The 24,779-nt window shown below is 42.1% G+C and carries 25 protein-coding genes; 1 reads left to right on the forward strand and 24 read right to left on the reverse strand.

The window, feature by feature from the left end:
- Positions 1–34: 34 nt before the first annotated feature.
- The 13 genes from era to rpsU form a co-directional block, all read right to left on the reverse strand.
- The gene (era, locus tag MHH26_RS10175) at positions 35–940 is read right to left on the reverse strand and encodes a GTPase Era (RefSeq protein ID WP_099726610.1); all 906 of its coding nucleotides are present in this window, start codon (positions 938–940) and stop codon (positions 35–37) included.
- A complete protein-coding gene (locus MHH26_RS10180) occupies positions 933–1,331 on the reverse strand; it encodes a cytidine deaminase (protein WP_034661347.1) in 399 nt (132 codons plus the stop codon). The genes era and MHH26_RS10180 overlap by 8 nt, the downstream gene beginning before the upstream one ends.
- Positions 1,332–1,444: 113 nt before the next feature.
- Positions 1,445–1,831: a diacylglycerol kinase family protein gene (locus tag MHH26_RS10185; RefSeq protein ID WP_334749775.1), complete on the reverse strand. Its 387-nt coding sequence runs from the start codon at positions 1,829–1,831 to the stop codon at positions 1,445–1,447.
- Positions 1,809–2,288, reverse strand: a complete 480-nt coding sequence (gene ybeY / locus MHH26_RS10190; protein ID WP_012010615.1) for an rRNA maturation RNase YbeY — start codon at positions 2,286–2,288, stop codon at positions 1,809–1,811. The genes MHH26_RS10185 and ybeY overlap by 23 nt, the downstream gene beginning before the upstream one ends.
- Entirely contained in the window at positions 2,289–4,400 is a 2,112-nt protein-coding gene (locus tag MHH26_RS10195; RefSeq protein ID WP_400559210.1) for an HD family phosphohydrolase, read from the reverse strand.
- 114 nt (positions 4,401–4,514) lie between these two features.
- Complete coding sequence (locus tag MHH26_RS10200; RefSeq protein ID WP_034661351.1) at positions 4,515–5,474, reverse strand: PhoH family protein; 960 nt, start codon at positions 5,472–5,474, stop codon at positions 4,515–4,517.
- A 3-nt stretch (positions 5,475–5,477) separates the two neighbouring features.
- Positions 5,478–6,668, reverse strand: coding sequence for a sporulation protein YqfD (gene yqfD, locus MHH26_RS10205; RefSeq protein ID WP_340973344.1), 1,191 nt, complete (start codon positions 6,666–6,668; stop codon positions 5,478–5,480).
- 18 nt (positions 6,669–6,686) lie between these two features.
- The gene (gene yqfC, locus MHH26_RS10210; protein ID WP_334749779.1) at positions 6,687–6,968 is read right to left on the reverse strand and encodes a sporulation protein YqfC; all 282 of its coding nucleotides are present in this window, start codon (positions 6,966–6,968) and stop codon (positions 6,687–6,689) included.
- 206 nt (positions 6,969–7,174) lie between these two features.
- Entirely contained in the window at positions 7,175–7,672 is a 498-nt protein-coding gene (locus tag MHH26_RS10215; protein ID WP_106042442.1) for a hypothetical protein, read from the reverse strand.
- Between the two features lie 31 nt (positions 7,673–7,703).
- Complete coding sequence (gene floA, locus MHH26_RS10220) at positions 7,704–8,696, reverse strand: flotillin-like protein FloA (protein WP_034661354.1); 993 nt, start codon at positions 8,694–8,696, stop codon at positions 7,704–7,706.
- Between the two features lie 26 nt (positions 8,697–8,722).
- Positions 8,723–10,036, reverse strand: a complete 1,314-nt coding sequence (locus MHH26_RS10225) for an NfeD family protein (protein WP_340973345.1) — start codon at positions 10,034–10,036, stop codon at positions 8,723–8,725.
- Positions 10,037–10,177: 141 nt separating this feature from the next.
- On the reverse strand, positions 10,178–10,627 hold the full coding sequence (locus tag MHH26_RS10230) for a GatB/YqeY domain-containing protein (protein ID WP_034661357.1): 450 nt from the start codon (positions 10,625–10,627) through the stop codon (positions 10,178–10,180).
- Positions 10,628–10,641: 14 nt separating this feature from the next.
- Positions 10,642–10,815 (reverse strand): 30S ribosomal protein S21, encoded by a 174-nt coding sequence (gene rpsU / locus MHH26_RS10235; protein WP_003152957.1) that lies wholly within the window; start codon positions 10,813–10,815, stop codon positions 10,642–10,644.
- Positions 10,816–10,997: 182 nt separating this feature from the next.
- Here rpsU and MHH26_RS10240 point away from each other — a divergent pair, with 182 nt between their 5' ends.
- Positions 10,998–11,927, forward strand: a complete 930-nt coding sequence (locus MHH26_RS10240; RefSeq protein ID WP_034661358.1) for a Na/Pi symporter — start codon at positions 10,998–11,000, stop codon at positions 11,925–11,927.
- A gap of 41 nt (positions 11,928–11,968) precedes the next feature.
- On the opposite strand, the gene mtaB is transcribed toward MHH26_RS10240, so the two are convergent.
- The 11 genes from mtaB to MHH26_RS10295 form a co-directional block, all read right to left on the reverse strand.
- The gene (mtaB, locus tag MHH26_RS10245) at positions 11,969–13,327 is read right to left on the reverse strand and encodes a tRNA (N(6)-L-threonylcarbamoyladenosine(37)-C(2))-methylthiotransferase MtaB (protein ID WP_340973815.1); all 1,359 of its coding nucleotides are present in this window, start codon (positions 13,325–13,327) and stop codon (positions 11,969–11,971) included.
- The gene (locus MHH26_RS10250) at positions 13,327–14,097 is read right to left on the reverse strand and encodes a 16S rRNA (uracil(1498)-N(3))-methyltransferase (protein WP_334749785.1); all 771 of its coding nucleotides are present in this window, start codon (positions 14,095–14,097) and stop codon (positions 13,327–13,329) included. Before MHH26_RS10250 ends, mtaB begins: the two co-directional genes overlap by 1 nt.
- A 23-nt stretch (positions 14,098–14,120) precedes the next feature.
- Positions 14,121–15,056: a 50S ribosomal protein L11 methyltransferase gene (gene prmA, locus MHH26_RS10255; protein WP_334749786.1), complete on the reverse strand. Its 936-nt coding sequence runs from the start codon at positions 15,054–15,056 to the stop codon at positions 14,121–14,123.
- A gap of 22 nt (positions 15,057–15,078) precedes the next feature.
- Entirely contained in the window at positions 15,079–16,212 is a 1,134-nt protein-coding gene (gene dnaJ, locus MHH26_RS10260) for a molecular chaperone DnaJ (RefSeq protein ID WP_003217525.1), read from the reverse strand.
- 165 nt (positions 16,213–16,377) lie between these two features.
- Complete coding sequence (gene dnaK / locus MHH26_RS10265) at positions 16,378–18,219, reverse strand: molecular chaperone DnaK (RefSeq protein WP_034661361.1); 1,842 nt, start codon at positions 18,217–18,219, stop codon at positions 16,378–16,380.
- 24 nt (positions 18,220–18,243) lie between these two features.
- The gene (gene grpE / locus MHH26_RS10270) at positions 18,244–18,801 is read right to left on the reverse strand and encodes a nucleotide exchange factor GrpE (protein WP_334749787.1); all 558 of its coding nucleotides are present in this window, start codon (positions 18,799–18,801) and stop codon (positions 18,244–18,246) included.
- Between the two features lie 63 nt (positions 18,802–18,864).
- The gene (hrcA, locus tag MHH26_RS10275; RefSeq protein WP_060596651.1) at positions 18,865–19,896 is read right to left on the reverse strand and encodes a heat-inducible transcriptional repressor HrcA; all 1,032 of its coding nucleotides are present in this window, start codon (positions 19,894–19,896) and stop codon (positions 18,865–18,867) included.
- An 81-nt stretch (positions 19,897–19,977) separates the two neighbouring features.
- A complete protein-coding gene (gene hemW / locus MHH26_RS10280; RefSeq protein WP_340973350.1) occupies positions 19,978–21,117 on the reverse strand; it encodes a radical SAM family heme chaperone HemW in 1,140 nt (379 codons plus the stop codon).
- Positions 21,118–21,231: 114 nt separating this feature from the next.
- On the reverse strand, positions 21,232–23,070 hold the full coding sequence (gene lepA, locus MHH26_RS10285; RefSeq protein WP_024423038.1) for a translation elongation factor 4: 1,839 nt from the start codon (positions 23,068–23,070) through the stop codon (positions 21,232–21,234).
- A 131-nt stretch (positions 23,071–23,201) separates the two neighbouring features.
- Positions 23,202–23,534 carry a YqxA family protein gene (locus MHH26_RS10290; protein ID WP_060596648.1) on the reverse strand — a complete coding sequence of 111 codons (333 nt, stop codon included), beginning with the start codon at positions 23,532–23,534 and terminating at the stop codon, positions 23,202–23,204.
- A gap of 14 nt (positions 23,535–23,548) precedes the next feature.
- Complete coding sequence (locus tag MHH26_RS10295; RefSeq protein WP_340973352.1) at positions 23,549–24,757, reverse strand: stage II sporulation protein P; 1,209 nt, start codon at positions 24,755–24,757, stop codon at positions 23,549–23,551.
- Positions 24,758–24,779: the final 22 nt, after the last annotated feature.

Genomic DNA, 24,779 nt, shown 5'->3' on the forward strand with positions numbered 1-24,779 from the left:
CATTGTCAGATTTTATGACAACAGCAGCGATTTTTTAATATTCGTCTTCTCTAAATCCGAAGTCACGAAGGTGAGTGGATTTATTACGCCAGTCCTTCTGAACCTTTACCCAAAGCTCCAGATACACTTTTGAACCGAGAAGTGCTTCAATATCTCTGCGCGCTTTTTGTCCCACTTCTTTTAATAAGCTGCCTCGTTTACCAATGACGATCCCTTTTTGTGAATCACGTTCTACGACAATGGTCGCCGCAACATGGATCTTGCCATTTTCATCTGGCTTAATGGATTCGATCGCAACTGCAATACTGTGCGGGATCTCTTCTCTCGTTAAATGCAGCACTTTTTCACGAATTAATTCAGAAATAATAAACCGCTCTGGATGATCTGTTACTTGATCTGCCGGATAAAATTGAGGGCCCTCAGGAAGATAACCTTCAATTTGCTGAAGAAGCGTGTCAATGTTGTTTCCTTCAAGAGCTGAAATTGGCACAATTTCCTTAAATGGATAACGTGTGCGGTATTCATCAATTAAAAGGAACAGCTCATCTGGGTGAATTTGGTCGATTTTATTGACGACTAGGAATACCGGTGTAGATGTTTGCTTGAGTCGTTCAATGATGAATTCATCACCCTTGCCATAGCCTTCCTTTGCATTGATCATAAACAAGATCAGGTCGACTTCCTTCAGTGTATTTTGAGCCACTCTCATCATAAAATCACCAAGTTTATGCTTAGGTTTATGAATCCCTGGTGTATCGATAAAGATCGTTTGTGACGTGTTTGTTGTTAAGACACCTTGCACTTTGTTACGTGTCGTTTGGGGCTTATCACTCATGATCGCGATCTTTTGTCCAATCACACGATTAAGAAAGGTTGATTTTCCTACATTTGGTCTTCCAATAATTGATACAAATCCTGATTTGAAGCTTTCGTTAGTCATTTAAATCCTCCGGTGAAAATGCGCCTGGCAATAGTTCGTTTACTGTTGTTTCGTATATATGTCCTTTTAAGTTCGTTAGAATCACTGGCATATCAGGTGCACATAGCTCTGAAATGACCTGTCTGCATGCGCCGCACGGCGAAACAGGTCGGTCTGTATCAGCCACTACCGCTAGCATTTGAAACGATGTGATGCCTTCTGAATAGGCTTTAAAAAGTGCTGTTCTTTCCGCACAATTACACATGCCATATGCTGCATTTTCAATGTTGCAGCCGCCATACACTTTTCCATCATTCGACAATAATGCTGCACCGACTTTGAATTTTGAATAGGGTACATATGCAAAATCTCTTGCTTTAACTGCTTCTGAAATCAACTCTTGTTTGTTCATTCCTAGTTCCCACTTTCAGAAGAAATGGACCCACTGTCACATTTATATTTTACATAATTCACGTGACATTTTCACGCCCATTTCTAAAAATGTTAATAAATAGTAATATTGTTCTATTGCATGATCTTCGGTAAGAAGATGATCACCCCAATCATAACCGAAATCGCGGCGTAAACGCAAACAGCGCCTGCTGCAGCGTCCTTCGCTCTCTCTGCAAGAGGGTGCTTCTCTTCTGTCATCAGGTCCACTGTATGTTCAATGGCTGTATTGACAAGTTCAAGCGCAAACATCCCCCCGCATAAAAGCAAAACGATCGTCCATTCGAATGGTTCAATGTGAAACCAAAAGCCGCAGATCACCACGATGATGGCTGCGACTGTGTGAAATCGAAAATTCCGTTCATTCAAGAAAGTTCGCCATATTCCTCTAAATGCATAATAAAAACTCCGAAAAAAACGGACAAGCGGCCTTCTTTTCTTACGAAGATCTTGAAAGGCCATAATCATCCAAGATCTTTGTCTGTTTGGCGAACATTTCTTTTTCATCTTCTTCTGTCATATGATCAAACCCGAGCAAATGAAGGAACCCATGAATTGTGAGAAATCCAAGCTCTCTCATAAAGGAATGTCCATATTCCTCTGCCTGCTCTTTCGTACGGTCCACACTAATGATGATGTCGCCGAGTACAGGCGGAATATCATCAGCACCAATGATTTCAATTTCCCCTTCTCCTTCTTCCTCAAGTGCAAAGGAGATGACATCCGTTGGTGCGTCTTTCCCGCGGTATTCTTTATTGATTTGATGAATCTCTTCATTCGAGACGATCGTCACTGATACCTCCGCTTGATCTTTGACCTCAAGGGCATCTGCAGCGAACTGAAGAAGCTTTTCCACTTCTTCAAGCTGCTCTTTTGATACTTGTCCTGTTTCATCTATTAAATCGATTAACAATGTCATTTACTTCACCTTCTGCTTCGGGGCATCTGGATATTCAATCCGAGAATGAAAAATCCCCTTTAATGTTGTACAAATCGTTTGACCAATAATACTTAATTCTTTAAATGTCAGATCACACTCACTAAATTGCCCATCCTGCATTTTATCTGAAATAATGCCTTTGACGAGCTTTTCGATTCGCTCTGGATTTGGATTATGCATCGATCGTACTGCCGCTTCAACGCTGTCCGCTACAGAAATAATTGCCGCTTCTTTTGATTGCGGTTTTGGACCAGGATAACGGAATTCTTCCTCTGTCACCTGATCATCACGCTCTTTTGCCTTATAGTAAAAGAACTTTAACAGTGACTTCCCGTGATGCTGTTCTGCAATATCGACAAGCTCTTCAGGAAACTTCTTTTCTCTCAGCATATCAGCTCCATCTGTCGTATGGGCAATAATGATATTTTTACTTAGCTGAGGAGAAAGCTTGTCATGCGGATTATCAATGTTCATTTGGTTTTCGATAAAGTATTGCGGTCTTTTCGTTTTCCCAATGTCATGATAATAAGCGCCAACCCTTGCTAAAAGACCGTTTGCGCCGACTGCTTCACATGCAGCATCCGCTAAATTTGCCACCATGACACTATGATGATATGTACCTGGTGTCTCTGTTAAAATCTTTTTGAGCAGTGGATGATTTGGGTTTGATAATTCAATCAGCTTCATTGTTGAAAGGATGCCGAACATACTCTCAAACACAGGCATTAACCCAATGACCAAAATAGATGATGCAAACCCTGACACAAACGCCATCATGAGGTTCACACCGATTTCAAGCCCTGATGGTGAGGAGTTTTGGATCAGCGTAATGGATAGAACCACAAGGACATTCACCAAAGCGACCCAAAGCCCTGCCTGCAATATTTTTGAACGTGCATTATGCTTTCTCAAAAATAAAATGCCCGCCATCCCGTTCACAAGGTAATAAGCACAGATCACATAGTTAAAGACGCCGGTTACTCCTTGATTAAACATCATACTGCCGCAAAGAGCAAATACAAGGCCAGAGAAGATCGCTAGCCGCTCATTGATAAGCAGCTTGATCAGCATCGTGCCAAGTGCCACTGGTACCACATAACCTATCGTCGTATACTTCGTTTCCTGGAAGAGACTGAATACTTCCATGATGACTAAAATAATGGTGAAAATAAGCGAGTAGAGCAGAAGCGACTTATTCTTATGAACAAGCGATTTTTTCCTCGTTTCAAGTGAATGAATAATCGCTGCTAAAAACAGACCAATCAATATCATAAGACCGCTTACAGGCTTAATCAAATTGGAGCTGTTTAAGAGGCCTGTCAGTTCTAATTTACGATACACTTCCCGGTCGATAAGTTCTCCTTCTTCGACTAAAATTTGCCCTTGCTTAATCTGAACCGGCTGAATATTATCAGCGGCTTCTTGTCTTTTCTTCTCTGTAGCCACTGGATCAAATACATAGTTTGGAATGATCGCAAATTCACCGATTTCTTTTGCTGCATTTAAGTATTTTGATGGAATTGAGTTATTTTCAAGCTCTGTTTTCACTTGTTTTTTCTCATCTTGTAATTTCGCTGCTGTGATTTCTTTACTCATCAGTGAATTCACCACTGTGATGATGGAATCCTTAGTAAAAGAGAGATTTTCGTCACTTGCCTGAAGCAGTGCTTTGATGGATTGGTCTGAAACAGCCTCCTGCATATCTGATGTGAGTTTTTCTTTGACACGCTTGACCATTTCTTTATCTGATGGCGGATTCTCTTTTTCATCAGCTGCTTTCTTCTCTTCTTTAATGGCTTCAAAAAGGGAGGAGATGAGGTCAACACGATTGTCAGAATACGCTTTTTTGAGTGTATATTGATCCTCTACTTGATCTGTTGCTTCTTGCTTCTTTTCTTCTGTCGCTTCTTGATCATCGACGGTTGATGGAGAATAGATGGTCTGTTCGCTCACTGAAAATAAATCTAAGTCGAGCGATTCAGGCTTTACATGGAAGAAGAGCACCACGAATAGAATGGCTGCTAAACCAGCGTATAGCAAAACATTTAAATAACGTGAGCGCTCCATTTTCTGAGGTTCTTTTTTAGACAGCAGTCTTTTGCGCTTACTGTCTTTCTGATTCTTTCTCAAGGAAAGTACCTCCTTTTTTACTTTAAACCACGATCGAAACAAAATGACCCGATGAAGACGATCGGGTCACTAAGTTCATTTTTGCTTTTCGTATGCTCCGATGATCTTCGCCACAAGCGGGTGTCTGACCACATCTGTCTGGTCTAGCTCAATAAATGAAATGCCCTTGATCTCTGCAAGCATGTCCTTTGCAGCTGCAAGGCCAGACTGCATGCCCTTCGGCAGATCAATCTGTGTAATATCTCCTGTAATGACCATTTTAGAGCCAAACCCAAGTCTCGTCAAAAACATTTTCATTTGGGCAGGCGTTGTATTCTGCGCTTCATCTAAAATAACAAATGCATCATCGAGTGTCCGTCCTCTCATGTAGGCAAGAGGCGCTATTTCAATCACGCCGCGCTCGATTAAACGTTCCGTATGATCACTGCCAAGCACATCATGCAAGGCATCATATAGTGGTCTTAAATAAGGATCTACTTTTTCCTTTAGATCACCTGGTAAAAAGCCAAGACTCTCTCCTGCTTCAACAGCTGGTCTTGTCAGGATAATCCGTTTCACATGTCCATTTTTCAGTGCATGTACCGCGTTGACGACTGCCAAATACGTCTTCCCTGTTCCAGCTGGTCCAATTCCAAAGACCAGGTCATCTTTTTTCATCGCCGCAGCATATTCCCGCTGGCCAATGGTTTTTACCCTGATTGACTTCCCTTTAGCATTTTTCGTAATTTCATCTTCATACATATTTTCAAAATAATTGAGCTTGTCTTTTTGCGCCATTTTAATGGCATAGACGACATCCCGTTCAGAAATCTCAATTCCTTTTCGGATGAGATGTAAGAGAGATGTAATCAGACGGCTCGCTGTATCTCTTGATGCTTCCTGACCAGAAACATACACTTTTTCTCCCCGCGTAATAATGGAGACATTCAGCTCGTTTTCCATCAGTTTCAGATAAGCATCTTGATTTCCAAATAAAGCAATCGCTTCGTTTGGGCTATCTAATTTTTGTTGAATTTCAAGTAAATGTTCTGTCATTCTCTAGTCTCCCTGAACAATAGGTGTTGGTTGAACAATATCTTCTATTACTTGGTAAAGGATGATTAACTTAACTTTACCATTCCCTGTTGTCTCGTGCAAAACTTTTTCACTTTTCACCTCTCCTGTTTGACCTAGCTTCTCTTCTAATTCTTTTTTACCCATTTTAATCCCTGCTTGAACCGCTTCTTTATTTGTGTATGTCCGATTTATTTTTTCACTTTCGCGTGTCATTTCTTTTTCATAGGAAAATGGGAGCTGGAAGTTTAAGAAATGTAGTGGGTGAACTTCTGTTTCTGTTTTTGGCTGCTTAAAATCATCCTTTTTAAAGGAAATGCCCCAAAATGGCATTGAACCTCCAAATGCGGAGAGCTTGTGCTTTGTCTTCATTTTACCCGTAAAGACATCAAAAGATGTTCGAAGAGGGACAGAAACTTCAGAACGGTACCACGTTTCACCATAAATTTTCGCTCTAGCACCCACCGTTTTTTGCTGGTCTTCGCTGCCGATGAGGCCAGAGACGAGCATCTGCCCTTTCTTCACATGCTCATCAACTGCGGCAAGCGGCTCCCCTTTTTCCACATACATTCTCGTGATGACAGCCTTCTTCTTGGCAACGATGTGCTGAGGACTCGTATATTTCTCTTTTTCCGGCTCATTTTTTTCCACAACTTTCATTTGAAATGTTGTACCGTTTAGTTCAACGCCGACCCAAGTAATGCTTTGAATATTGGCGGTCAGTGATTTTTGAATTTTCTCAGGTGTTCCCATTAGAAACTGAAAACGGCCTTTTTGCACTCCAATCTCGTCTAAATGCTTTCTCATCTGATGTTCAGTTTCTGGATTGGCTCCTTTAATCTCAATTTTCCACACCATGTTTGAAAGCGCCAATATCGTCGCTAGAAAACACACAATCCCAAGGGTAAACCCAATATTCTTCCTTGACCATAGGAGAAGAAACGGAAATCCCTTCTTTTGATGAAATGAACATGTTACCTCATGATGTCTTTGTACTTTTCTGAAGGCATGTACATCTGATAAGCGAATAAATAAGCGCACGCTGTCTTGACGGCGGCTCACTTGAAACATTGTGATCCCCTGTCTCGTGCACTCATTGATGAGCCGCTCAATGCCGTTTCCCTTGATCTCCACTTCCACTCTGCCAATAAAATAGGCGAACCATTTATTCTTCACACTTCTCCCCTCCGTCAGTTAAGAATCAATATAACGGACCTCATCGATTCTCCCTTCTAATAAGATCTCTTCTGGCAAAATCGTTTTAATCACAAAATCTTTCCCTGAAATAATGCATTGTCCTTGTTTGAGCATCAGCCTTACCTCTTGATCACTGAAAAGCAAAAGCCCTTTATGGTTCTCTATGTAAATGTGGAGTCTGCCAACCATCGTAATACGGGGAAGATCCATCATGACGTCTGGAGGGATTTCAAGTGTTCTTGTCAGCCATGCTTTAAGTCGATTTTTTCTTTTTCCCATTCAATAAGAACCCCTTCCCGCCCCATGTGTATGAGATCAAACTGAAAGATGGTGAGACTGATGAGAAAGCCTCTATATCATCCTATTCCTCAGCGGTTCAGATCATGCTAATGAATCCCGCAAAACAGCCGTTTCATCATTTTTATTGCGAGAAATCTCCATCAGGAAAAACAAAAAAGCCCCTTTATATAAAGGGACTTTCTTCTTTATCTTTTATATGGCCGTTTCATCGTTCTGTGCGGCTTTTTCGCGCGCGGCTCTCCAAATACTTCTCCAAGAAGCATGCCTTGAACAACAGTATTTTGGTTAAGCCTGTCAATGACGTGCGGCTTCATTTCCGCAGCAGAAGCTTTCGGTCTGGTCAGCTGCCTTTCAAGAGATTTGAACTCTTTATTCAGCTCGCTTTTTCTTTCTTCCATTTCAGCTAGTGTAGCGGTATAACGATCCTGTAAGGACTGTGAACCTTGTTTCTTCATCCCGCCATGATCATGTACATCGCCGAAATCGTCCAACTGGTCTGTTTTGACTGGGTTCGGGCTAGTTTGTTCTGCTTTCTTTTGAGGCATAGGCTTATTCTGAGGAGCCGGCTTATGTTGCTGGTTGTTTTGTTCCTTCTCCTCTTGTTTGCCGATTTTCCCAAATACAGCAGAGATGATACCGATGATAATCGCAATTAGTAACGGATTTTCAAATAGAATGTCCATTGGGCTCCCTCCTTAAAGCGTGAGAGGATGCTTATTTGTTTTCATTATCAGATGGACCTTTTGTCATTTTACCAAATGAATCTCTCATATCCGTATCAGCATCGATATTCTTAATGTTCATGTAGTCCATGACTCCAATATTACCTTCGCGTAATGCTTCAGCCATTGCAAGTGGTACTTCAGCCTCTGCTTCTACGACTTTCGCGCGCATTTCTTCAACTCTTGCACGCATTTCTTGTTCTTGGGCAACAGCCATTGCGCGGCGTTCTTCCGCTTTCGCTTGTGCGATGTTTTTGTCTGCTTCTGCTTGGTCCGTTTGCAGAATCGCCCCGATGTTCTTACCGATATCCACATCTGCGATATCAATCGAGAGAATTTCAAATGCAGTACCTGAATCTAATCCTTTTCCTAGAACCGTTTGAGAAATCATATCAGGATTCTCTAGAACCTTTTTATGATTATTTGATGAACCGATTGTAGAGACAATTCCTTCACCTACACGAGCAATGATTGTTTCTTCCCCTGCACCACCGACAAGTCGTTCGATGTTTGCGCGAACTGTAATACGTGCTTTGGCTTTTACTTCAATCCCGTCCATTGCCACACCAGAGATAAATGGTGTTTCAATGACTTTAGGATTTACACTCATTTGTACAGCTTCAAGTACGTCACGGCCTGCTAGGTCGATCGCTGCACAACGTGCAAAGTTCAATTCGATATTCGCACGTTGAGCTGCGATTAATGCGTTCACAACACGGTCAACGTTACCACCTGCCAGGTAGTGACTTTCTAATTGGTTAATCGTCACATCAAGACCTGCTTTATGTGCTTTGATGAGCGGATTGACCACTCGGTTTGGAATGACTCGACGAAGTCTCATTCCTACAAGTGTAAAAATGCTCACTCTTACGCCAGCCGCTAAGGCAGAAATCCACAGCATCACCGGTACAAAGGTGAAGAAGATCGATAGAACGATCAGACCTGCTGCGATAATCACAAATAATAGTAAAGTAGATGGATCCATTTTATTCCTCCTATAAAATCAGTTATCTATACTTTCCTCACGACAATGCGTGAGCCTTCCGCTTTGACGATTTTAACCTGTTCATCCTTGTCAATAAACGCACCTTCTGACACAACGTCAATGCGCTCATCTCCGAGTACAGCCGTCCCAGATGGGCGAAGCGCTGTTAATGTAACAGCGATCTGTCCAACAAGATCCTCTCTTGTTTCATTTGAGACATAACCGCTTTCTTTATTGGTTGAATCGGTTAAAATGAACTTTTTAAAAAATTTCATACGTTTCCCCAACACCTTTGTCAATAAAATAACTGCTATGATTGAAACAGCAGTGGCAATCAAGATGGAAATCGCCATTTCTGTAAAGCTTCCAGCTGCTAAAAATAAGCTGGCAACAACACAGATCAGTCCAATGACACCTACGATTCCCCCCGGCAAAAACAATTCCAGAATAATGAGCAATATCCCTGCTAAAAACAGGAACAACGTCTCATATCCTGCAAAACCAGCCACGAGATGTCCATAAAAGAATAAAAGAAGCGCTGTCACTCCCATGGTGCCTGGAACCCCAAAGCCAGGAGAATAGAGCTCAACAATTAACCCTAAGCTTGCGATGGATAAAAGGATTGGAATGACGATTGGGTGCGTGAGAAAGCGCGCAACCTTTTCAGCAAAGCTCACTTCATCGTATTGAACAGAAGCGTCTGCTAATTTCAGCTTCTGAAGCAAGTCATCTAAATTCTTCGCTTCACCTTCTGCGTAACCAAATTGAAGCGCTCGATCCGTATTAAAGGTGAGCAGTTCTCCTTTTGGTGCACCAGCATCTTTCGCATCTATGTCTGGATCAGCCATCGCAAGCGCATATTTCGGATCACGCCCCTGCTTTTCGGCAGCATCACTCATTTCAGCAAGCCATAGCGATTCAGATTTTTGATCGGCAGCATTGCCTTCCCCATCAATGATCGCAGCAGCTCCCATCTTTCCATTTGGGGTCATATAAATCTCGTCGGCATTTAGTGCAAGGAATGCCCCAGCTGAAAGCGCTCTATGATTCACAAATGCTGTCACAGGGATATCAGACGCACGAATGGTATCTGCGATCTCAAGCGCCGCATCGACTGCACCACCTGGTGTATTGATGTCTAGAATGATATGTTTCGCTCGTTCGGACTTTGCCTGCTCAAATGATCGTTCAATAAATTTTGAAAGTCCTTTTTCTACTGTATCTTCAATTGGGATAACATGAACTTTCTGATCTGCTGATTTCGCGGTCAATTGAACCCCTAATAACAAGCATATTATAAAACAACTGAAGAGAGCAATAGAAATTTTTATTTTTTTCATCTATTTGGTGATCCCTCCTCTCTATCTTCCATTTTACCGTTCCTTTACATACGTTACAAATGTATCATAGGTTTCATTTTTATATGACAGAATGATGAAGGTATAAAAAAAGTACCCTTCTAACAATAGAAGGATACTTTTTTATTGAGACAGCTGCTCGCTGACAAGTCTGTTAATGACAGCACCATCAGCTTTACCTTTTACTTTTGGCATAATAGCGCTCATGACTTTACCCATATCAGCCTTCGATGAAGCACCTGTTTCAGCGATCGTTTCTTTCACGATCGTTTGCAGTTCTTCTTCAGAAAGCTGTTCAGGTAAATAAACGTCTAAGATGTCAATCTCTTTTTGAACTTTATCTACTAAATCTAAGCGATTAGCTTTCGAAAATTCATGGAGGGAGTCTTTACGTTGCTTAATCTCGCGGGAAAGGACGGTTAGTTCCTCATCGCCGGTCAAACTGTCTTTCTTAAGCTTAATTGCTTCATTTTGGAGCGAAGCCTTTACCATACGAATGACAACAAGCTTGTCTTTCTCACGGTTTTTCATAAAAAGCTTCATATCAGTATTTAATTGCTCAAGAAGACTCATAAAATCCACCCTCTTTAGAATTTACGTTTTCTAGCAGCTTCAGACTTTTTCTTGCGCTTTACGCTAGGCTTTTCATAAAATTCACGCTTTCTTGCTTCTTGCAATGTTCCAGTTTTGGATACACTGCGTTTAAAGCGACGAAGAGCATCTTCAAGCGATTCGTTTTTTCTAACGACCGTTTTTGACATTCTCTTTCCCTCCCTCCGAATACACCAATCGACTGCATTAAAAAAAGATATACATGCAAAACATGTACCTAGACATTATAATATAAGCCTAGTGTGAGGTCAACTAAGTGATTTGGAAATATATTTTCGTCATGAGCAGGTAGACAAGTCCATATATTCATTGGTAAGAGGAGGACTTTTCTATGATGGCGATCATTTATTTTTGTGCACTTATTTTCATTTTTTTATGGTCAATGGGTTTGCTGAGAAAAGGATTAATGGCGCTTGCGTCGTCTCGTATTGAGAAATCACTTCTACTCTTTACAGATCACCCAATAAAAGCATTCTTGGTCAGCATCGTATTTACAGGGATTCTTCAAAGCAGTTCAGCGTTTATGGTCATCGTGATCGGCTTTGTCAGTACAGGCATTCTCTCTTTTAAAAAATCCATTCCAATGATTCTTGGCACCAATATTGGCTCCACGTTTACAACAGAATTTATAGCCATTAAAATGGATGTTTTCATGTGGGTCTTGATCCTAGCTGGTCTGATATGCATCATGTTTGGCAGAAAATCTTTTAGGCATGCAGGAAAAAGTATATTTGGGCTCGGGATGATCTTTTTTTGTATTCAAGGCTTTTCTAAAATTGCAGGTATGATGACAAGTCAGCCTGAGACATTGCGCTTTCTTGAAATGATGCAGCATTCTGACTGGACGGCGCTGCTTTCGGGTACCATTTTCACAGCGATTGTTCATTCGAGCTCCGTCTGTATCGGCATTTTAATGGGGTTTATGAATGAAGGAACTGTTGGGCTTCAGGAAGGCATAAGCTTTGTGTTAGGGTCAAATATCGGGACATGTATTACAGCCGTAATGGCTGCCATATCTGGCGGCTATGCAGCACGACAAACGGCTTATGCACACGTTTTGTTTAATGTGCTCGGCGTGCTTTTATGTCTCCCATTTCTCGCCATGATGACGGAATTCGTCGCCCTTCTTGCAAACGCTCCAGCCCAGCAAATTGCGCACTTCAGCCTGCTGTTTAATGTGGCAAGCTCTTTGCTTTTCTTCCCGTTCATTCATCCATTTCACACATTGATCTTATGTCTTTTACCAAATCAGTCAAAATAAAAAAACCAGCTTGCCCTTTTGGCAGCCGGTTTTTTTATCTATTATGAGGTCATTCTCACTTTGTCTGTTTGCACATCATCGCTCATACGAACGAATTGTCCTTCGTTATAAGGATAACCCGCTTTCATGATTTTCACTTTGACCAAACGGCCGATCATGTCCTCTGTTCCTTCAAAAACAACCTTCATATAGTTATCTGTATATCCCACATAAAGATTGTGCTTTCCTTCTTGTTCTTTGAAGGATTCTTCCGGAATAATCTCTAGGACATCTCCTTCATAAGCTGATGCATATTCTTTTGCAAGCTGGTCAGAAAGAGCAATCAAGCGGTGGACACGTTCGTTTTTCACATTTTCATCCACTTGATCTTCCATTCTTGCAGCTGGCGTACCTGTACGTTTGCTGTAAGGGAATACGTGCAGTTCAGAGAATTGATGGTCTTTGACAAAATTGTACGTTTCCAAAAACTCTTCCTCTGTTTCCCCAGGGAATCCAACAATCACATCAGAGGTGACAGCAAGGCCTGGCAATGCTTGTTTCAGCTTTGTTAAACGCTCTGCAAAGAATTCCATCGTATATTTACGGCGCATTCTTTTCAGGACTGTATTCGAGCCAGATTGAAGCGGGATGTGCAGGTGTCTGACAATCTTATCTGACTGATCAAGCACTTCAATCACTTCATCTGTAATTTGGCTTGCTTCGATCGATGAAATACGGATTCGTTTTAAACCGATGACACGTTCATCTAACTCTTTCAGAAGCTTTGCAAAGTTATAATCCTTTAAGTCTTCTCCGTATCCGCCTGTGTGAATACCTGTTAATACAATTTCTTTATAGCCGGCATCCACAAGCTGCTGCGCTTGGTTGATGACCTCTTCTGGGTTACGAGAACGAAGAAGTCCGCGAGCCCAAGGAATAATGCAGAATGTACAGAAATTGTTACAGCCTTCTTGGATTTTTAATGAAGCGCGTGTTCTGTCTGTAAATGCAGGAACATCGAGTTCTTCAAACACACGTGCTTTCATGATATTGCCAACCCCATTAATCGGCTGTCTTTCTCTGCGATATTCTTCAATGTAACCGAGTAATTTATGTCTGTCTTGTGTTCCCACGACAATATCAACGCCAGGAATCGCCATGATTTCTGCTGGAGATGTTTGCGCATAACAGCCTGTTACACAAATGACACCATCCGGGTTATGACGAATGGCTCTTCTAATAACTTGGCGGCTTTTCTTATCGCCTGTATTCGTGACCGTACATGTATTTACGACATATACGTCTGCTTTTGATTCATAATCTTTTCTTTCATAGCCAGCTTCTTTAAACAGCTGCCAGATCGCTTCTGTTTCATAGTGATTGACCTTACAGCCAAGTGTATGGAACGCTACTGTTCCCATCATGATTCACCTCTTAATAACTCTGTTTGATAAGATATAGCAGAAAGCGCGTAAAGAGGAGCTGTTTCCGTTCTTAAAATGCGTGGTCCGAGCCCGCAAATGACTGCACCAAGCGTTTCAAGCTCGTCAATCTCCTTTTCTGCCAAACCGCCTTCAGGGCCAAAAACCACGAGCAAGGTTTGTCCGCCTTTCATCTGTTGGAGCACAGTTTGAAAGCGGCTTTGCTCTCCTTCTTTCGATGATTCTTCGTATGCAACGACACATTTATCGAATTCACCAGCTAATTGAGTCAGCTCTTTAAACGTTGATACTGGATAAACACGAGGAATGATATTCCGGTAGGACTGCTCAGCTGCTTCTTTCGCGATTTTCTCCCAGCGTTCTCGTTTTTTATGTGACTTCTTTTGGTCAAGTTTTGTAATAGAACGAGCCGCTTGAAACGGGATAAATGCACTTGCGCCAAGCTCTGTGCCTTTTTGGATAATCAGCTCAAGCTTATCTCCTTTTGGGAGACCGCTCGCAATTGTTACTTTTACCGGAAGCTCTCTGTCCTGATTTGTCCAGCCTTCAACGTGACAAATGACTTCTTCCTTTGTTATTGTATCAATTTTACTGAGCGCTTCAAAGCCGTCTGTCGTTAAGCAAAGGATTTCCTGCCCTGCTTTCATGCGCATGACGTTGGAAAGGTGATGTACATCTTCACCATTGATGACGATAGATCCCTTTGCGATCACTTCTTCTTTCGTGAGGTCGATAAAATATCGTTGCATACGTGTCCTGACACCTACTCGCTTTATTTTTTCGCTATAATGCTGACCCAATCTTCCATGGACAGCACTTCAACAATGTCAAAACCTGCTTCTTCTAATGCTGTTTTGACTTGTAATTTCTTTTGTCCAATGATGCCTGATGTAATGAAATAGCCATCTTTCTTCAATAAGTCATAGGCTTGATCTGTAAAGCGCAAAATCACTTCTGCGAGAATGTTGGCGACGATCACATCACGTTCACCTGAAATCCCATCAAGTAAGTTGTTTTGCTTGACCGTCACTTGTTTGCTTACACCATTTAGCTCGATGTTTTGCTTCGCACTTTCAACCGCAACGGTGTCGAGATCAAAGGCTTGAATGTCCTTTGCACCAACCATCGCTGCTGCCACACTTAAAATCCCGGAGCCTGTTCCAACATCAATCACCGTATCGTTTTCCTTCACATAGCGCTCAAGCGCCTGAATACAAAGAACGGTTGTTGGATGTGTCCCTGTTCCAAAGGCCATTCCTGGGTCCATTTCAATAATCAGCTCATCAGAATGAACCGGAGTATATTCTTCCCATGTTGGAACGATGGTGAATTTTTCAGAGATTTTCACAGGATGATAGTATTTTTTCCATGCGGTGGCCCATTCTTCTTCATTTACTTCACAAATGGACAGCGTATTTCGTCCAAGATCAATATCGTATAGAAGAAGATTATTGATGGCTTCTTTGATCTCATCTACCGTTTCCATTAAAAAGCTGTTCATTGGAAGATAGGCTTTAACGATGACCCCTTCTTCAGGATAGTCATTCGGATCGAGCTGGTAGATCTCACCGTATACATTTTCACGTTCCTTGACTAAATCAAGCGGGTCCTCAATCACGACACCACTAGCACCTGCTTCATGCAAAATATTGGTGATCGGTTCCACCGCTTCATTTGTTGTATGGACGCTAATTTCTGACCACTTCAATACTACCAACTCCTTATCCGTCTTACTCGCCTTTAAATGCGCGTTTCACCTTATCGAAGAAGCTCATTTCTTGTTCGTCCGGTTTATTTCCGCTCACTTCAGCAAATTTTCTAATGATATCTTTTTGATTGTCCGTTAAATTTGTCGGTGTGACGACTCGTACAACGATATGCTGATCACCTTGGCCATAGCCGCGTACATTCTTCACACCTTTTCCTTTAAGTCTAAACTTCGTGCCAGTTTGCGTGCCAGCAGGGACTTTCAATTTCACTTTACCGTGTAATGTCGGCACTTCAATTTCGTCACCTAATGCAGCCTGTGCAAAAGTTAGCGGCATTTCGCAGTAAATATCATCTCCGTCACGTTCAAAGAATTCATGCGAACGCACATGGAACACAACAAATAGATCGCCTGGAGGTCCTCCATTTACACCTGGTTCCCCTTGACCAGACACTCTGAGCTGCTGACCATCGTCAACACCTGCTGGGATCGTTACATTGATTTTCTTACGCTTACGCACTTTACCAGAGCCGCCACATGTAGAACATTTGTGATCGATTTGTTTTCCTGTTCCGCTGCAGTAGTTACATACTCTGCGGTTGACCACTTTACCAAACGGAGTTGACTGCTCAACATTTAATTGACCAGAGCCGCCGCAATGTGAACAAGTCTTCGCTTCTGTCCCAGGCTTTGCCCCTGATCCATGACATGTTTCACATGATTCCTCGCGAGGGATTTCAATCGTTGCTTCTTTCCCAAATGCTGCTTCTTCAAATGAAAGCGTCATTGTATATTGCAAGTCTGCTCCTTGACGCGGTGCATTTGGATCTCTTCTTCTGGCTCCGCCGCCAAAAATACTAGAGAAAATGTCATCAAAGCCGCCGAAGCCGCCAAAGTCTCCGCCGCCGCCAAAACCGCCGCCGCCAAAGCCTTGGTTTGGATCGGTATGACCGAACTGGTCATATTGCGAACGTTTTTGATCGTCAGAAAGGGTTTCATAGGCTTCTTTTACTTCTTTGAATTTCTCATCTGAGCCAGCTTCTTTATTAATATCAGGGTGATACTTTTTTGAAAGCTTGCGGTATGCCTTTTTGATCTCGTCTTTTGAGGCGCTCTTACTCACGCCAAGCACTTCATAGTAATCACGCTTACTCATCTCTTCACACTCCCGATTTTCTCACATAAATACGATTGTATCATTTTGATTTGACCTTTTTCAATTGCTTTCATCATTGGAAAGAAAAAAAGTCAAAGCCAAGAGATCCTGACTTTGACTTTCTGACGAGTACGTTTCAGCAGTCTTTTTCAAAAGTAAAGGTGATTATTTTTTCTCTTGATCGTCGTTTACTTCTTCGTATTCTGCATCCACTACATTGTCATCTGCTTTTTGAGCACCTTCAGCGCCGCCTTCTTGCTGAGCTTGTGCTTGTTTTGCAGCTTCTTCATAGAGCTTTGTCGTTAGTTCTTGAACGATTGTTTGCAGCTCATCTTTTTTCGCTTTGATGTCTTCAAGCTCGCCTTTTTCGATCGCAGCTTTTAGTGCATCTTTCGCGTCGTTTGCTTTTTTCACTTGCTCTTCATCGATTTTGCCTTCTAGATCTTTTAATGTTTTTTCAGTTGTAAACACTAATTGATCTGCTTCATTGCGCACTTCGATTTCTTCTTTTTTCTTCGCATCTGCTTCAGCATTTTCTTCTGCTTCTTTTACCATTTTTTCGATCTCATCATCAGAAAGACCTGAAGAAGATTTGATTGTGATGTTTTGCTCTTTGCCTGTACCCATATCTTTCGCACGTACGTTGACAATACCGTTTTTATCGATATCAAAAGATACTTCGATTTGTGGTACGCCGCGTGGTGCTGGCGGGATGTCAGTCAATTGGAAACGGCCTAATGTTTTGTTGTCTGCTGCCATTGGGCGCTCACCTTGCAGGACATGGATATCTACCGCTGTTTGGTTGTCAGCAGCCGTTGAGAATACTTGAGATTTACTTGTTGGAATGGTTGTATTACGTTCAATCAGCTTCGTGAATACGCCGCCCATTGTTTCAATTCCTAAAGAAAGTGGTGTTACGTCAAGAAGAACAACGTCTTTGACATCTCCTGTGATGACTCCACCTTGGATCGCCGCACCAAGAGCAACCACTTCATCAGGGTTTACACCTTTATGAGGCTCTTTGCCTGTTTCTTTTTTGATTGCTTCTTGTACTGCAGGAATACGAGTTGATCCACCAACAAGGATGACTTTATCAATCTCGCTAGCAGATAAACCAGCATCTTTCAATGATTGACGTACAGGTGTCATTGTGCGCTCTACAAGATCTGCAGAAAGCTCTTCGAATTTAGCACGTGTCAGCGTTAATTCAAGGTGAAGAGGACCTGCTTCTCCAGCTGTGATAAATGGCAATGAGATTTGTGTAGAAGATACACCTGAAAGATCTTTTTTCGCTTTTTCAGCAGCATCTTTTAAACGCTGAAGCGCCATTTTATCTTTAGAAAGGTCAATACCATTTTCTTTTTTGAATTCAGCTACTAGGTGATCAATGATAACTTGGTCAAAATCGTCTCCACCAAGACGGTTGTCACCAGCAGTTGAGCGTACTTCAAAGACCCCGTCTCCAAGCTCAAGGATTGATACGTCAAATGTACCGCCGCCAAGGTCGTATACAAGAATCGTTTGATCTTCTTCTGTTTTATCTAAACCATACGCAAGTGCAGCTGCTGTTGGTTCGTTGATGATACGTTCTACTTCAAGACCAGCAATTTTACCAGCATCTTTTGTCGCTTGGCGTTCTGCATCGTTGAAGTAAGCAGGAACTGTGATTACAGCTTTTGTTACTTCTTCGCCAAGATAGCCTTCAGCATAAGATTTAAGGTGTTGAAGAATGATTGCAGAGATTTCCTGCGGTGTATAGTTCTTGCCTTCAACTTCTACTTTATAATCTGTACCCATATGTCTTTTAACAGACATGATCGTGTTCGGGTTTGTAATTGATTGACGTTTCGCTACTTCACCAACTTGGCGCTCTCCGTTTTTAAAAGCGACAACAGATGGTGTTGTACGTGCTCCTTCAGCGTTTGCAATAACTTTTGGCTCTCCGCCTTCAAGTACTGCAACACATGAGTTTGTTGTTCCTAAGTCAATCCCAATGATTTTACTCATAATCGATGACCTCCCATTATGTAGTTATTGATTTACTTTTACCATTGATGGACGAATAACTCGGTCTTTGAGTTTATAGCCCTTTTGCAATTCTTCTACTACGATATTTGAATCGACATTTTCATCTTCAACTTGCATGACGGCTTGATGAAGGTTTGGATCGAACTCTTTGCCGACAGCTTCAATCGGTTCAACGCCTTCATTTTTCAACGCTTCTACCAGCTGGCGGTAAACCATTTGCATTCCTTCTAACAAACTTTTCGTCTGCTCATTGTCTGGATCAATTCCAAGCGCTCTTTCAAAGTTGTCAAGAGCTGGGAGAAGATCGCTGACAACATGTTGAGAACGATATTTTTGCACGGTCTCCACTTCAGTTCGAGCACGGCGTTTATAGTTTTCAAAATCTGCTTGAACACGCAGAATTTTGTTTTCTTTTTCATCTAGAAGCTGCTGCAATTCATCGATTTTCTCTTGGAAGGCAGACTGTTCATCATGTGTTACTTCCTCAGTATCTGCTTGAACTGCTTCTTCTTGTGCTTCAACCTCTGCTTCTTGCCCAGGTGTCTGTTTTTCTTCTGACATTGTGTTCACCTCCCTCAAAAGATTCAAGAATACGAAGGGGCAATGCCCCTATCTTTTATCACCCTACTCATCATACAAATTGGAAAGTGCGTTTGACAAGTCTTTTGATACATGATGCAAAAGACTAACGACTCGCCCGTAATCCATGCGGGTTGGACCGATGATGGCAATCGAGCCAAGTGATTTTTGATCAATCGAATAAGTGGCTGTGATCAAACTGCAGTTCTCCATTGCTTCCAAATTGTTTTCTGAACCGATTTTAATGGTGATTCCTTGCTGATTTGGATGAAACAGCTGCATGACATCATTCTTTTGCTCAATCAGCATCATGAGTGAGCGAATGCGGTCGATGTCATGAAACTCTGGCTGATTCAACATATTAATCTTCCCGCCAAAGAAAAGTTTTGATTCATTTTGTGTCGATGTAAATGTGTTGCCCAGCGCATCTAAAATGTGATCATAATCTTTTAAATGTGTGCGCAGAAGCATGACCACTTCTTTATACATCCTGTCCTTCAGCTGGTCCATTGGAACGCCAGCTAATCGGCTATTCAAAATATTCATCAGCTTCTCAATATCGGAGACATCGAGATGCTCAGAGAAGGTAATGGTTTTGTTTTCAACATGCCCGCTGTCTGTAATCATGATCGCTACTGCTTTGTTTGGCTGAACGGGGACAAGCTGAATTTGCTTTAATCGATTTTCACTCAGCTTTGGACCAAGCACAATCGATGTATAGTTTGTGAGATCTGATAAAATTTCCGCCGATTTTTGAACTGTTTTTTCCAGCTCAAAAATTTTCTCCTGAAAAGCCGACTGGATGAGCACAAGCTCTTTAGACGACAGTTTTCGCGGAGAGAGCAAATGATCTACATAATAACGATATCCTTTTTCTGAAGGAATTCTTCCAGATGAAGAATGGGTCTTTTCAATAAAACCAAGTTCCTCCAAATCAGCCATTTCGTTTCTAATCGTCGCAGAGCTGAATGTGATGTCCTCTTTTTTAGAAAGAGTCCTTGACCCCACTGGCTGCGCCGAACGAATAAAGTCATTAATGATGACTTGCAGAATCAAAAGCTGACGATTTGTTAACATCATCATCACCCCTGTTAGCACTCTCTTTCAACGAGTGCTAATTGTATAAACAAAATTACCAAACTCAAATTAAAATGTCAATTATAACTCACCGAGAAACGCTTGAAATACTTCATTTCCTAACAATTTCCCTTTTCTTGTTAAACGAATGCCGATGTCATCTTTTACAATGAGACCTTTTTCTTCTAATTCTTCAAGAACAGTGGAAAAAAGAGCTTCTGGTGCAACACCATATTTGGCTTGGAAATCGGCACTTTCCACCCCTTCGATCTTTCGAAGGCCTAAGAACATTTCTTCTTCTATCTGTTCTGCTTTTGTGACCTGATGAGTTTCCTTATACGGGAACCCAGTTTGCTCAATCAGTTCCAAGTAATGCTTCACAGGCCCTGCGTTCACATTTCGGATGCCATCTACATACCCGTGTGCTCCTGCACCGAAACCGAAGTAGTCTTCATTGCTCCAATAGGTCAGGTTATGCTGGCTTTCAAAGCCAGGTTTGGCATAATTGCTAATTTCGTATTGCTTTAATCCATGTCGCTCCATTTCATCCATCACAAGCTCATACATTTCAGCCTCACGTTCTTGCGGCGGTAAATGCAGTTTGCCTTTTTGCATTAAGTTGTAAAAAACTGTTTTCGGCTCCACAATCAGTGAGTAGACAGAATAATGCTCTGCCCCTAATGAGAAAGCTGTCTCAAGTGAATTCATGACATGATGCTTTTCTTGATGCGGCAAGCCAAACATGAGGTCAAGGCTAATGTTGTCAAACCCAACATCTCTTGCTCGCTGGAAAGACGTGAGGACATCTTTCTTTTGATGAACTCGTCCGATTTTTTTGAGTAAATCGTCTTCAAAGGTTTGCACCCCAAAGCTTAGCCGATTGACGCCGGCTGCTTTTAATACATGCAGCTTCTCGAGTGATAATTCATCTGGGTTCGCTTCCACTGCAAATTCAACCAGATGCTTTGCCGGTTTTAACACACGGTGAATGCTGTTCATGAGCTGGTCTAGCTGGCTGACGGTCAGTGATGTCGGAGTTCCCCCGCCAATAAAGATCGTCTTTAGTTCTTGCTCGCCCTTTTGCTCGATCGTGTGCTGCATCTCTTTTTCAAGAGCCGCTAAGTATTCATCGACTGGCTGCGTTTTAATGAAAAATTTATTAAAATCACAATAGTGGCAAATGTGCTCACAAAATGGAATATGAATGTATGCTGCTTTCATTTGATGACACCTTCTTTACAGGTAAAGAGCCGCAGTTTATCGCTGCGGCACCTTTGTTTGTTTTCGACTATAAACGCCAAGGCTGACATTGTAAAGCAGGTTGCCTTGAGGGTGTTATTTTTTTGGTGTGCTGTCGTCCATCTTCAGCACAGCCATAAATGCTTCTTGCGGGACTTCAACAGAGCCCACTTGTTTCATGCGCTTTTTCCCTTCTTTTTGCTTCTCAAGAAGCTTCCTTTTCCGGGAAATGTCTCCACCATAACATTTAGCAAGTACGTTTTTACGCATCGCTTTAATGGTAGAACGAGCCACGATTTTTTGTCCAATCGCTGCTTGAACTGGTACTTCAAAATGCTGGCGTGGAATGAGTTCTTTCAGCTTTTCTACGATGATCTTGCCTCGTTCATATGCGTAATCACGGTGAACAATAAAGGATAGAGCATCGATTTTTTCGCCATTCAGCATGATATCCATTTTCACTAGAGTAGATGGGCGATAGCCAATCAGCTCATAGTCAAAGGACGCATAGCCTTTTGTGTTGGACTTTAGCTGATCAAAGAATTCGTACACGATCTCCGCCAAAGGAATTTCGTACACAATGCTCACTCGGTTTGCATCAAGGTATTGCATATCAATGAAATTGCCGCGCTTTCCTTGGCAAAGCTCCATGACAGAGCCTACATAGTCATTCGGCACCATCATTGTTGCTTTCACGTATGGTTCTTCAATTCGCTCAATCTTTTGCGGATCAGGCAGATTGGACGGGTTATCTACGACGATTTTTTCTCCGTCTGTCATATACACATCGTAAATAACGCTTGGTGCTGTCGTAATAAGATCGATTTTGAATTCACGTTCAATCCGTTCTTGGATGATTTCCATATGAAGCATTCCAAGAAAGCCGCAGCGGAAACCGAAGCCAAGTGCTTGGGATGTCTCTGCCTCATATTGAAGGGAAGAATCATTTAATTCAAGCTTTTCTAGGGCTTCACGTAAGTCATTATATTTCGCTGTGTCAATCGGATAAAGCCCGCAGTACACCATTGGGTTCAGCTTTCTGTATCCTGGCAGCGCTTCTTTCGCTGGGTTCTCCGCACTTGTGATCGTATCCCCCACACGTGTATCACCGACATTTTTAATCGCTGCTGTTAAGTAGCCAACATCTCCAACAGTGAGTTCATCTGTTGGCATGGCTTTTGGTGTGAATACGCCGACTTCAAGCACTTCAAATTCTTTGCCCGTCGCCATCATTTTGATTTTCTGACCTGGTCTGACGGTTCCTTCAACAATTCGTATGTACGCAATAACGCCGCGATACGCATCGTAGAGAGAATCAAAAATAAGAGCTTGAAGCGGTGCTTCTGGGTCTCCAGCAGGTGCCGGCACCTTTTCGACGATTTGTTCTAAAATATCTTCGATCCCAATACCCGCCTTAGCAGAGGTGAGAACAGCTTCAGACGCATCCAACCCGATGACATCTTCAATTTCTTCTCTTACACGCTCAGGCTCTGCACTTGGCAGATCGATTTTATTGATAATCGGAAGAATCTCTAAGTTGTTATCAAGAGCTAAATAAACATTCGCAAGTGTCTGTGCTTCAATTCCTTGTGCTGCATCTACTACAAGAATTGCACCTTCACAGGCAGCTAGGCTTCGAGATACCTCATAGGTGAAGTCGACATGCCCTGGTGTATCAATCAGGTGCATAATATATTCTTCTCCATCCTTCGCCTTATATTTCAGCTGGACAGAGTTTAATTTAATCGTTATGCCGCGTTCACGCTCTAAGTCCATGGAATCAAGTAATTGTTCTTTCATTTCTCGCTGAGTAATCGCCGCTGTTTTTTCCAAAATACGGTCCGCCAATGTGGATTTCCCATGGTCAATATGGGCGATAATGGAGAAATTTCGAATTCTTGATTGCCGTTCTAATCGTTTTTCTTTATCTGTCACAATCTATCACTCCTACTATAAAACGCGGGTTGCGCTAGCTTAGATTATATCAATAGGGCTGTAAAGATTCAATCGAAATCAAGAAAAGCCGCTCATCGGTCAGCGGCTTTAGTCATATGGTGTTGATTTGTTTATTTCCCATTCATCCAATCATAAAGAGAACGGGCTGCATGTGTCATGCCATCAGACAGCGCTTTTCCTGCCTTGGAGAAGGCATTAAAGCTCTCTATTTCCTCAAGCTGCTTTTGTTTTTCGGCAAGATCCTTTTCTGTAACAGCCGTTCCTAAGATAGAGGCTTCTCGTTCTTCATCTTCGTTCATTTGGATGGAGAAAGCGCCTTTTAATTGCGGGTCATGGTAACCCTTCATTTGCAGCATGCCATTATTCGCCTGCTGCATTCCTAAAAAGACGCCAAATAGCAAGACAAGTCCTAAAATAATGGTTTTTCCAATAAATGATCCCATGCACCGTCACCACCTTAAGAGCGTTTTTTCTCATCCTTTGCTTTGCCGTTTACCTTTTCCGCGTCCCAGAAAATGTCGCTGAAGACATCAGCTGCTGCATTGGATGCATTTTTCAATTCATCCATATTATTATCCACTCCGCCAAATTCTAAAAGAAGGGCTTTGTCGGATAAATCTTGATTATAAATTCCATTATCGCCAATTTCGCCTTTGGCAAACACACCAACACTGAGACCTTTATATTTTTTCTCCATCAAATGGTGGAACTCCGTCGCAAGCTTGAGGTTTTTCTCATAGCTTTGATTCTTCTTCCCCACAACAAACGCAATTCTCGCATATTTTTTTCCTTTGATGTCGACAGTGGTGTCTTTCTTTCTTCTTGAGTCACGGTGGATATCAATTAAGTATTCGAGGTCATCATTTTTCGCTAAGGCTTCTTTTACGACCAATCTTGATTCATTATAAGACTGGGGATACTTTAATCCTTTTTGCAGGAGCCTTTTTTCAACTTCCGTTTTGTCGACCGTATTCCCGATTCCTTGCTGATCAAGCGCCTTTCCGAACATGTCGCCGACAAGGGTGACATTCACTTTTGAGTGCCGTGCATTGTTTGGATTCGTTTCTCCTTTTAAAAATGGTAAATATGATTCCGTATTATGTGTGTGGTAAATGTACACGGCTTTTCGTTTTCCTGTCGACCGGTCCGGCTCTTTCGCAGGCTTTTTCGGCACATCTTTGTCGAGCTTGTCCAGCTCTGCCAAATTTGCTTCTTTTTCATCTTGGATGACTTCACTTGGCGGCGGCGATTCCATTGGCATGTTGGTATAGTCTGTTCCTTCACCCGCTAAGATGATTTTTGTATCAAAATGTTCAAAACCTGGGAGTTCTCTCCCTAGAAAACTACGCGGGTCTTCTAAATTGATACTAGTCGCAAGCTTGAGTGACAGTCCAGAGAAATGAAACCCTTTTTGATCTTTCGGGACTGCTGAGGCGAAATATTGATTTTCCATACCCATTAATGTAGCGAAGAACGCTCCGGAAAGCTCATCTGCTACACCATATAGTGAGGCTTGTGGCCTCAGCTCTGGCTTTAAAGATGTCAACGCCCCTGACATCACAAACACCACAACAAGCGAGGCTATAAATAAGAAAATGCTTTTCACTACTTTTGTTCCATTAATCGCAACGACCAACTGTCGAGGACGGCGGGGTCTTTTTTTCATGATTTACTCCCTCCAGCACGCT

It is taken from the genome of Bacillus sp. FSL K6-2839, from assembly GCF_038003365.1.
Taxonomy (GTDB): Bacteria; Bacillota; Bacilli; order Bacillales; family Bacillaceae; genus Bacillus.

What these genes read in the sequence shown, in the direction of transcription:
- dnaJ (WP_003217525.1), bottom strand. Translation starts at nt 16,212, where the DNA reads ATGAGTAAGCGTGATTACTATGAAGTGCTTGGCGTGAGTAAGAGCGCC.
- MHH26_RS10290 (WP_060596648.1), bottom strand. Translation starts at nt 23,534, where the DNA reads ATGGGATCATTTATTGGAAAAACCATTATTTTAGGACTTGTCTTGCTA.
- MHH26_RS10225 (WP_340973345.1), bottom strand. Translation starts at nt 10,036, where the DNA reads ATGAAAAAAATAAAAATTTCTATTGCTCTCTTCAGTTGTTTTATAATA.
- yqfC (WP_334749779.1), bottom strand. Translation starts at nt 6,968, where the DNA reads ATGGGAAAAAGAAAAAATCGACTTAAAGCATGGCTGACAAGAACACTT.
- hemW (WP_340973350.1), bottom strand. Translation starts at nt 21,117, where the DNA reads ATGAAAGCAGCATACATTCATATTCCATTTTGTGAGCACATTTGCCAC.
- mtaB (WP_340973815.1), bottom strand. Translation starts at nt 13,327, where the DNA reads ATGGGAACAGTAGCGTTCCATACACTTGGCTGTAAGGTCAATCACTAT.
- MHH26_RS10185 (WP_334749775.1), bottom strand. Translation starts at nt 1,831, where the DNA reads ATGGCCTTTCAAGATCTTCGTAAGAAAAGAAGGCCGCTTGTCCGTTTT.
- hrcA (WP_060596651.1), bottom strand. Translation starts at nt 19,896, where the DNA reads ATGTTAACAAATCGTCAGCTTTTGATTCTGCAAGTCATCATTAATGAC.
- MHH26_RS10240 (WP_034661358.1), top strand. Translation starts at nt 10,998, where the DNA reads ATGATGGCGATCATTTATTTTTGTGCACTTATTTTCATTTTTTTATGG.
- ybeY (WP_012010615.1), bottom strand. Translation starts at nt 2,288, where the DNA reads ATGACATTGTTAATCGATTTAATAGATGAAACAGGACAAGTATCAAAA.
- grpE (WP_334749787.1), bottom strand. Translation starts at nt 18,801, where the DNA reads ATGTCAGAAGAAAAACAGACACCTGGGCAAGAAGCAGAGGTTGAAGCA.
- floA (WP_034661354.1), bottom strand. Translation starts at nt 8,696, where the DNA reads ATGGATCCATCTACTTTACTATTATTTGTGATTATCGCAGCAGGTCTG.
- MHH26_RS10200 (WP_034661351.1), bottom strand. Translation starts at nt 5,474, where the DNA reads ATGACAGAACATTTACTTGAAATTCAACAAAAATTAGATAGCCCAAAC.
- rpsU (WP_003152957.1), bottom strand. Translation starts at nt 10,815, where the DNA reads ATGTCAAAAACGGTCGTTAGAAAAAACGAATCGCTTGAAGATGCTCTT.
- MHH26_RS10180 (WP_034661347.1), bottom strand. Translation starts at nt 1,331, where the DNA reads ATGAACAAACAAGAGTTGATTTCAGAAGCAGTTAAAGCAAGAGATTTT.
- MHH26_RS10295 (WP_340973352.1), bottom strand. Translation starts at nt 24,757, where the DNA reads ATGAAAAAAAGACCCCGCCGTCCTCGACAGTTGGTCGTTGCGATTAAT.
- MHH26_RS10250 (WP_334749785.1), bottom strand. Translation starts at nt 14,097, where the DNA reads ATGCAACGATATTTTATCGACCTCACGAAAGAAGAAGTGATCGCAAAG.
- dnaK (WP_034661361.1), bottom strand. Translation starts at nt 18,219, where the DNA reads ATGAGTAAAATCATTGGGATTGACTTAGGAACAACAAACTCATGTGTT.
- MHH26_RS10215 (WP_106042442.1), bottom strand. Translation starts at nt 7,672, where the DNA reads ATGGACATTCTATTTGAAAATCCGTTACTAATTGCGATTATCATCGGT.
- era (WP_099726610.1), bottom strand. Translation starts at nt 940, where the DNA reads ATGACTAACGAAAGCTTCAAATCAGGATTTGTATCAATTATTGGAAGA.
- MHH26_RS10230 (WP_034661357.1), bottom strand. Translation starts at nt 10,627, where the DNA reads ATGAGTCTTCTTGAGCAATTAAATACTGATATGAAGCTTTTTATGAAA.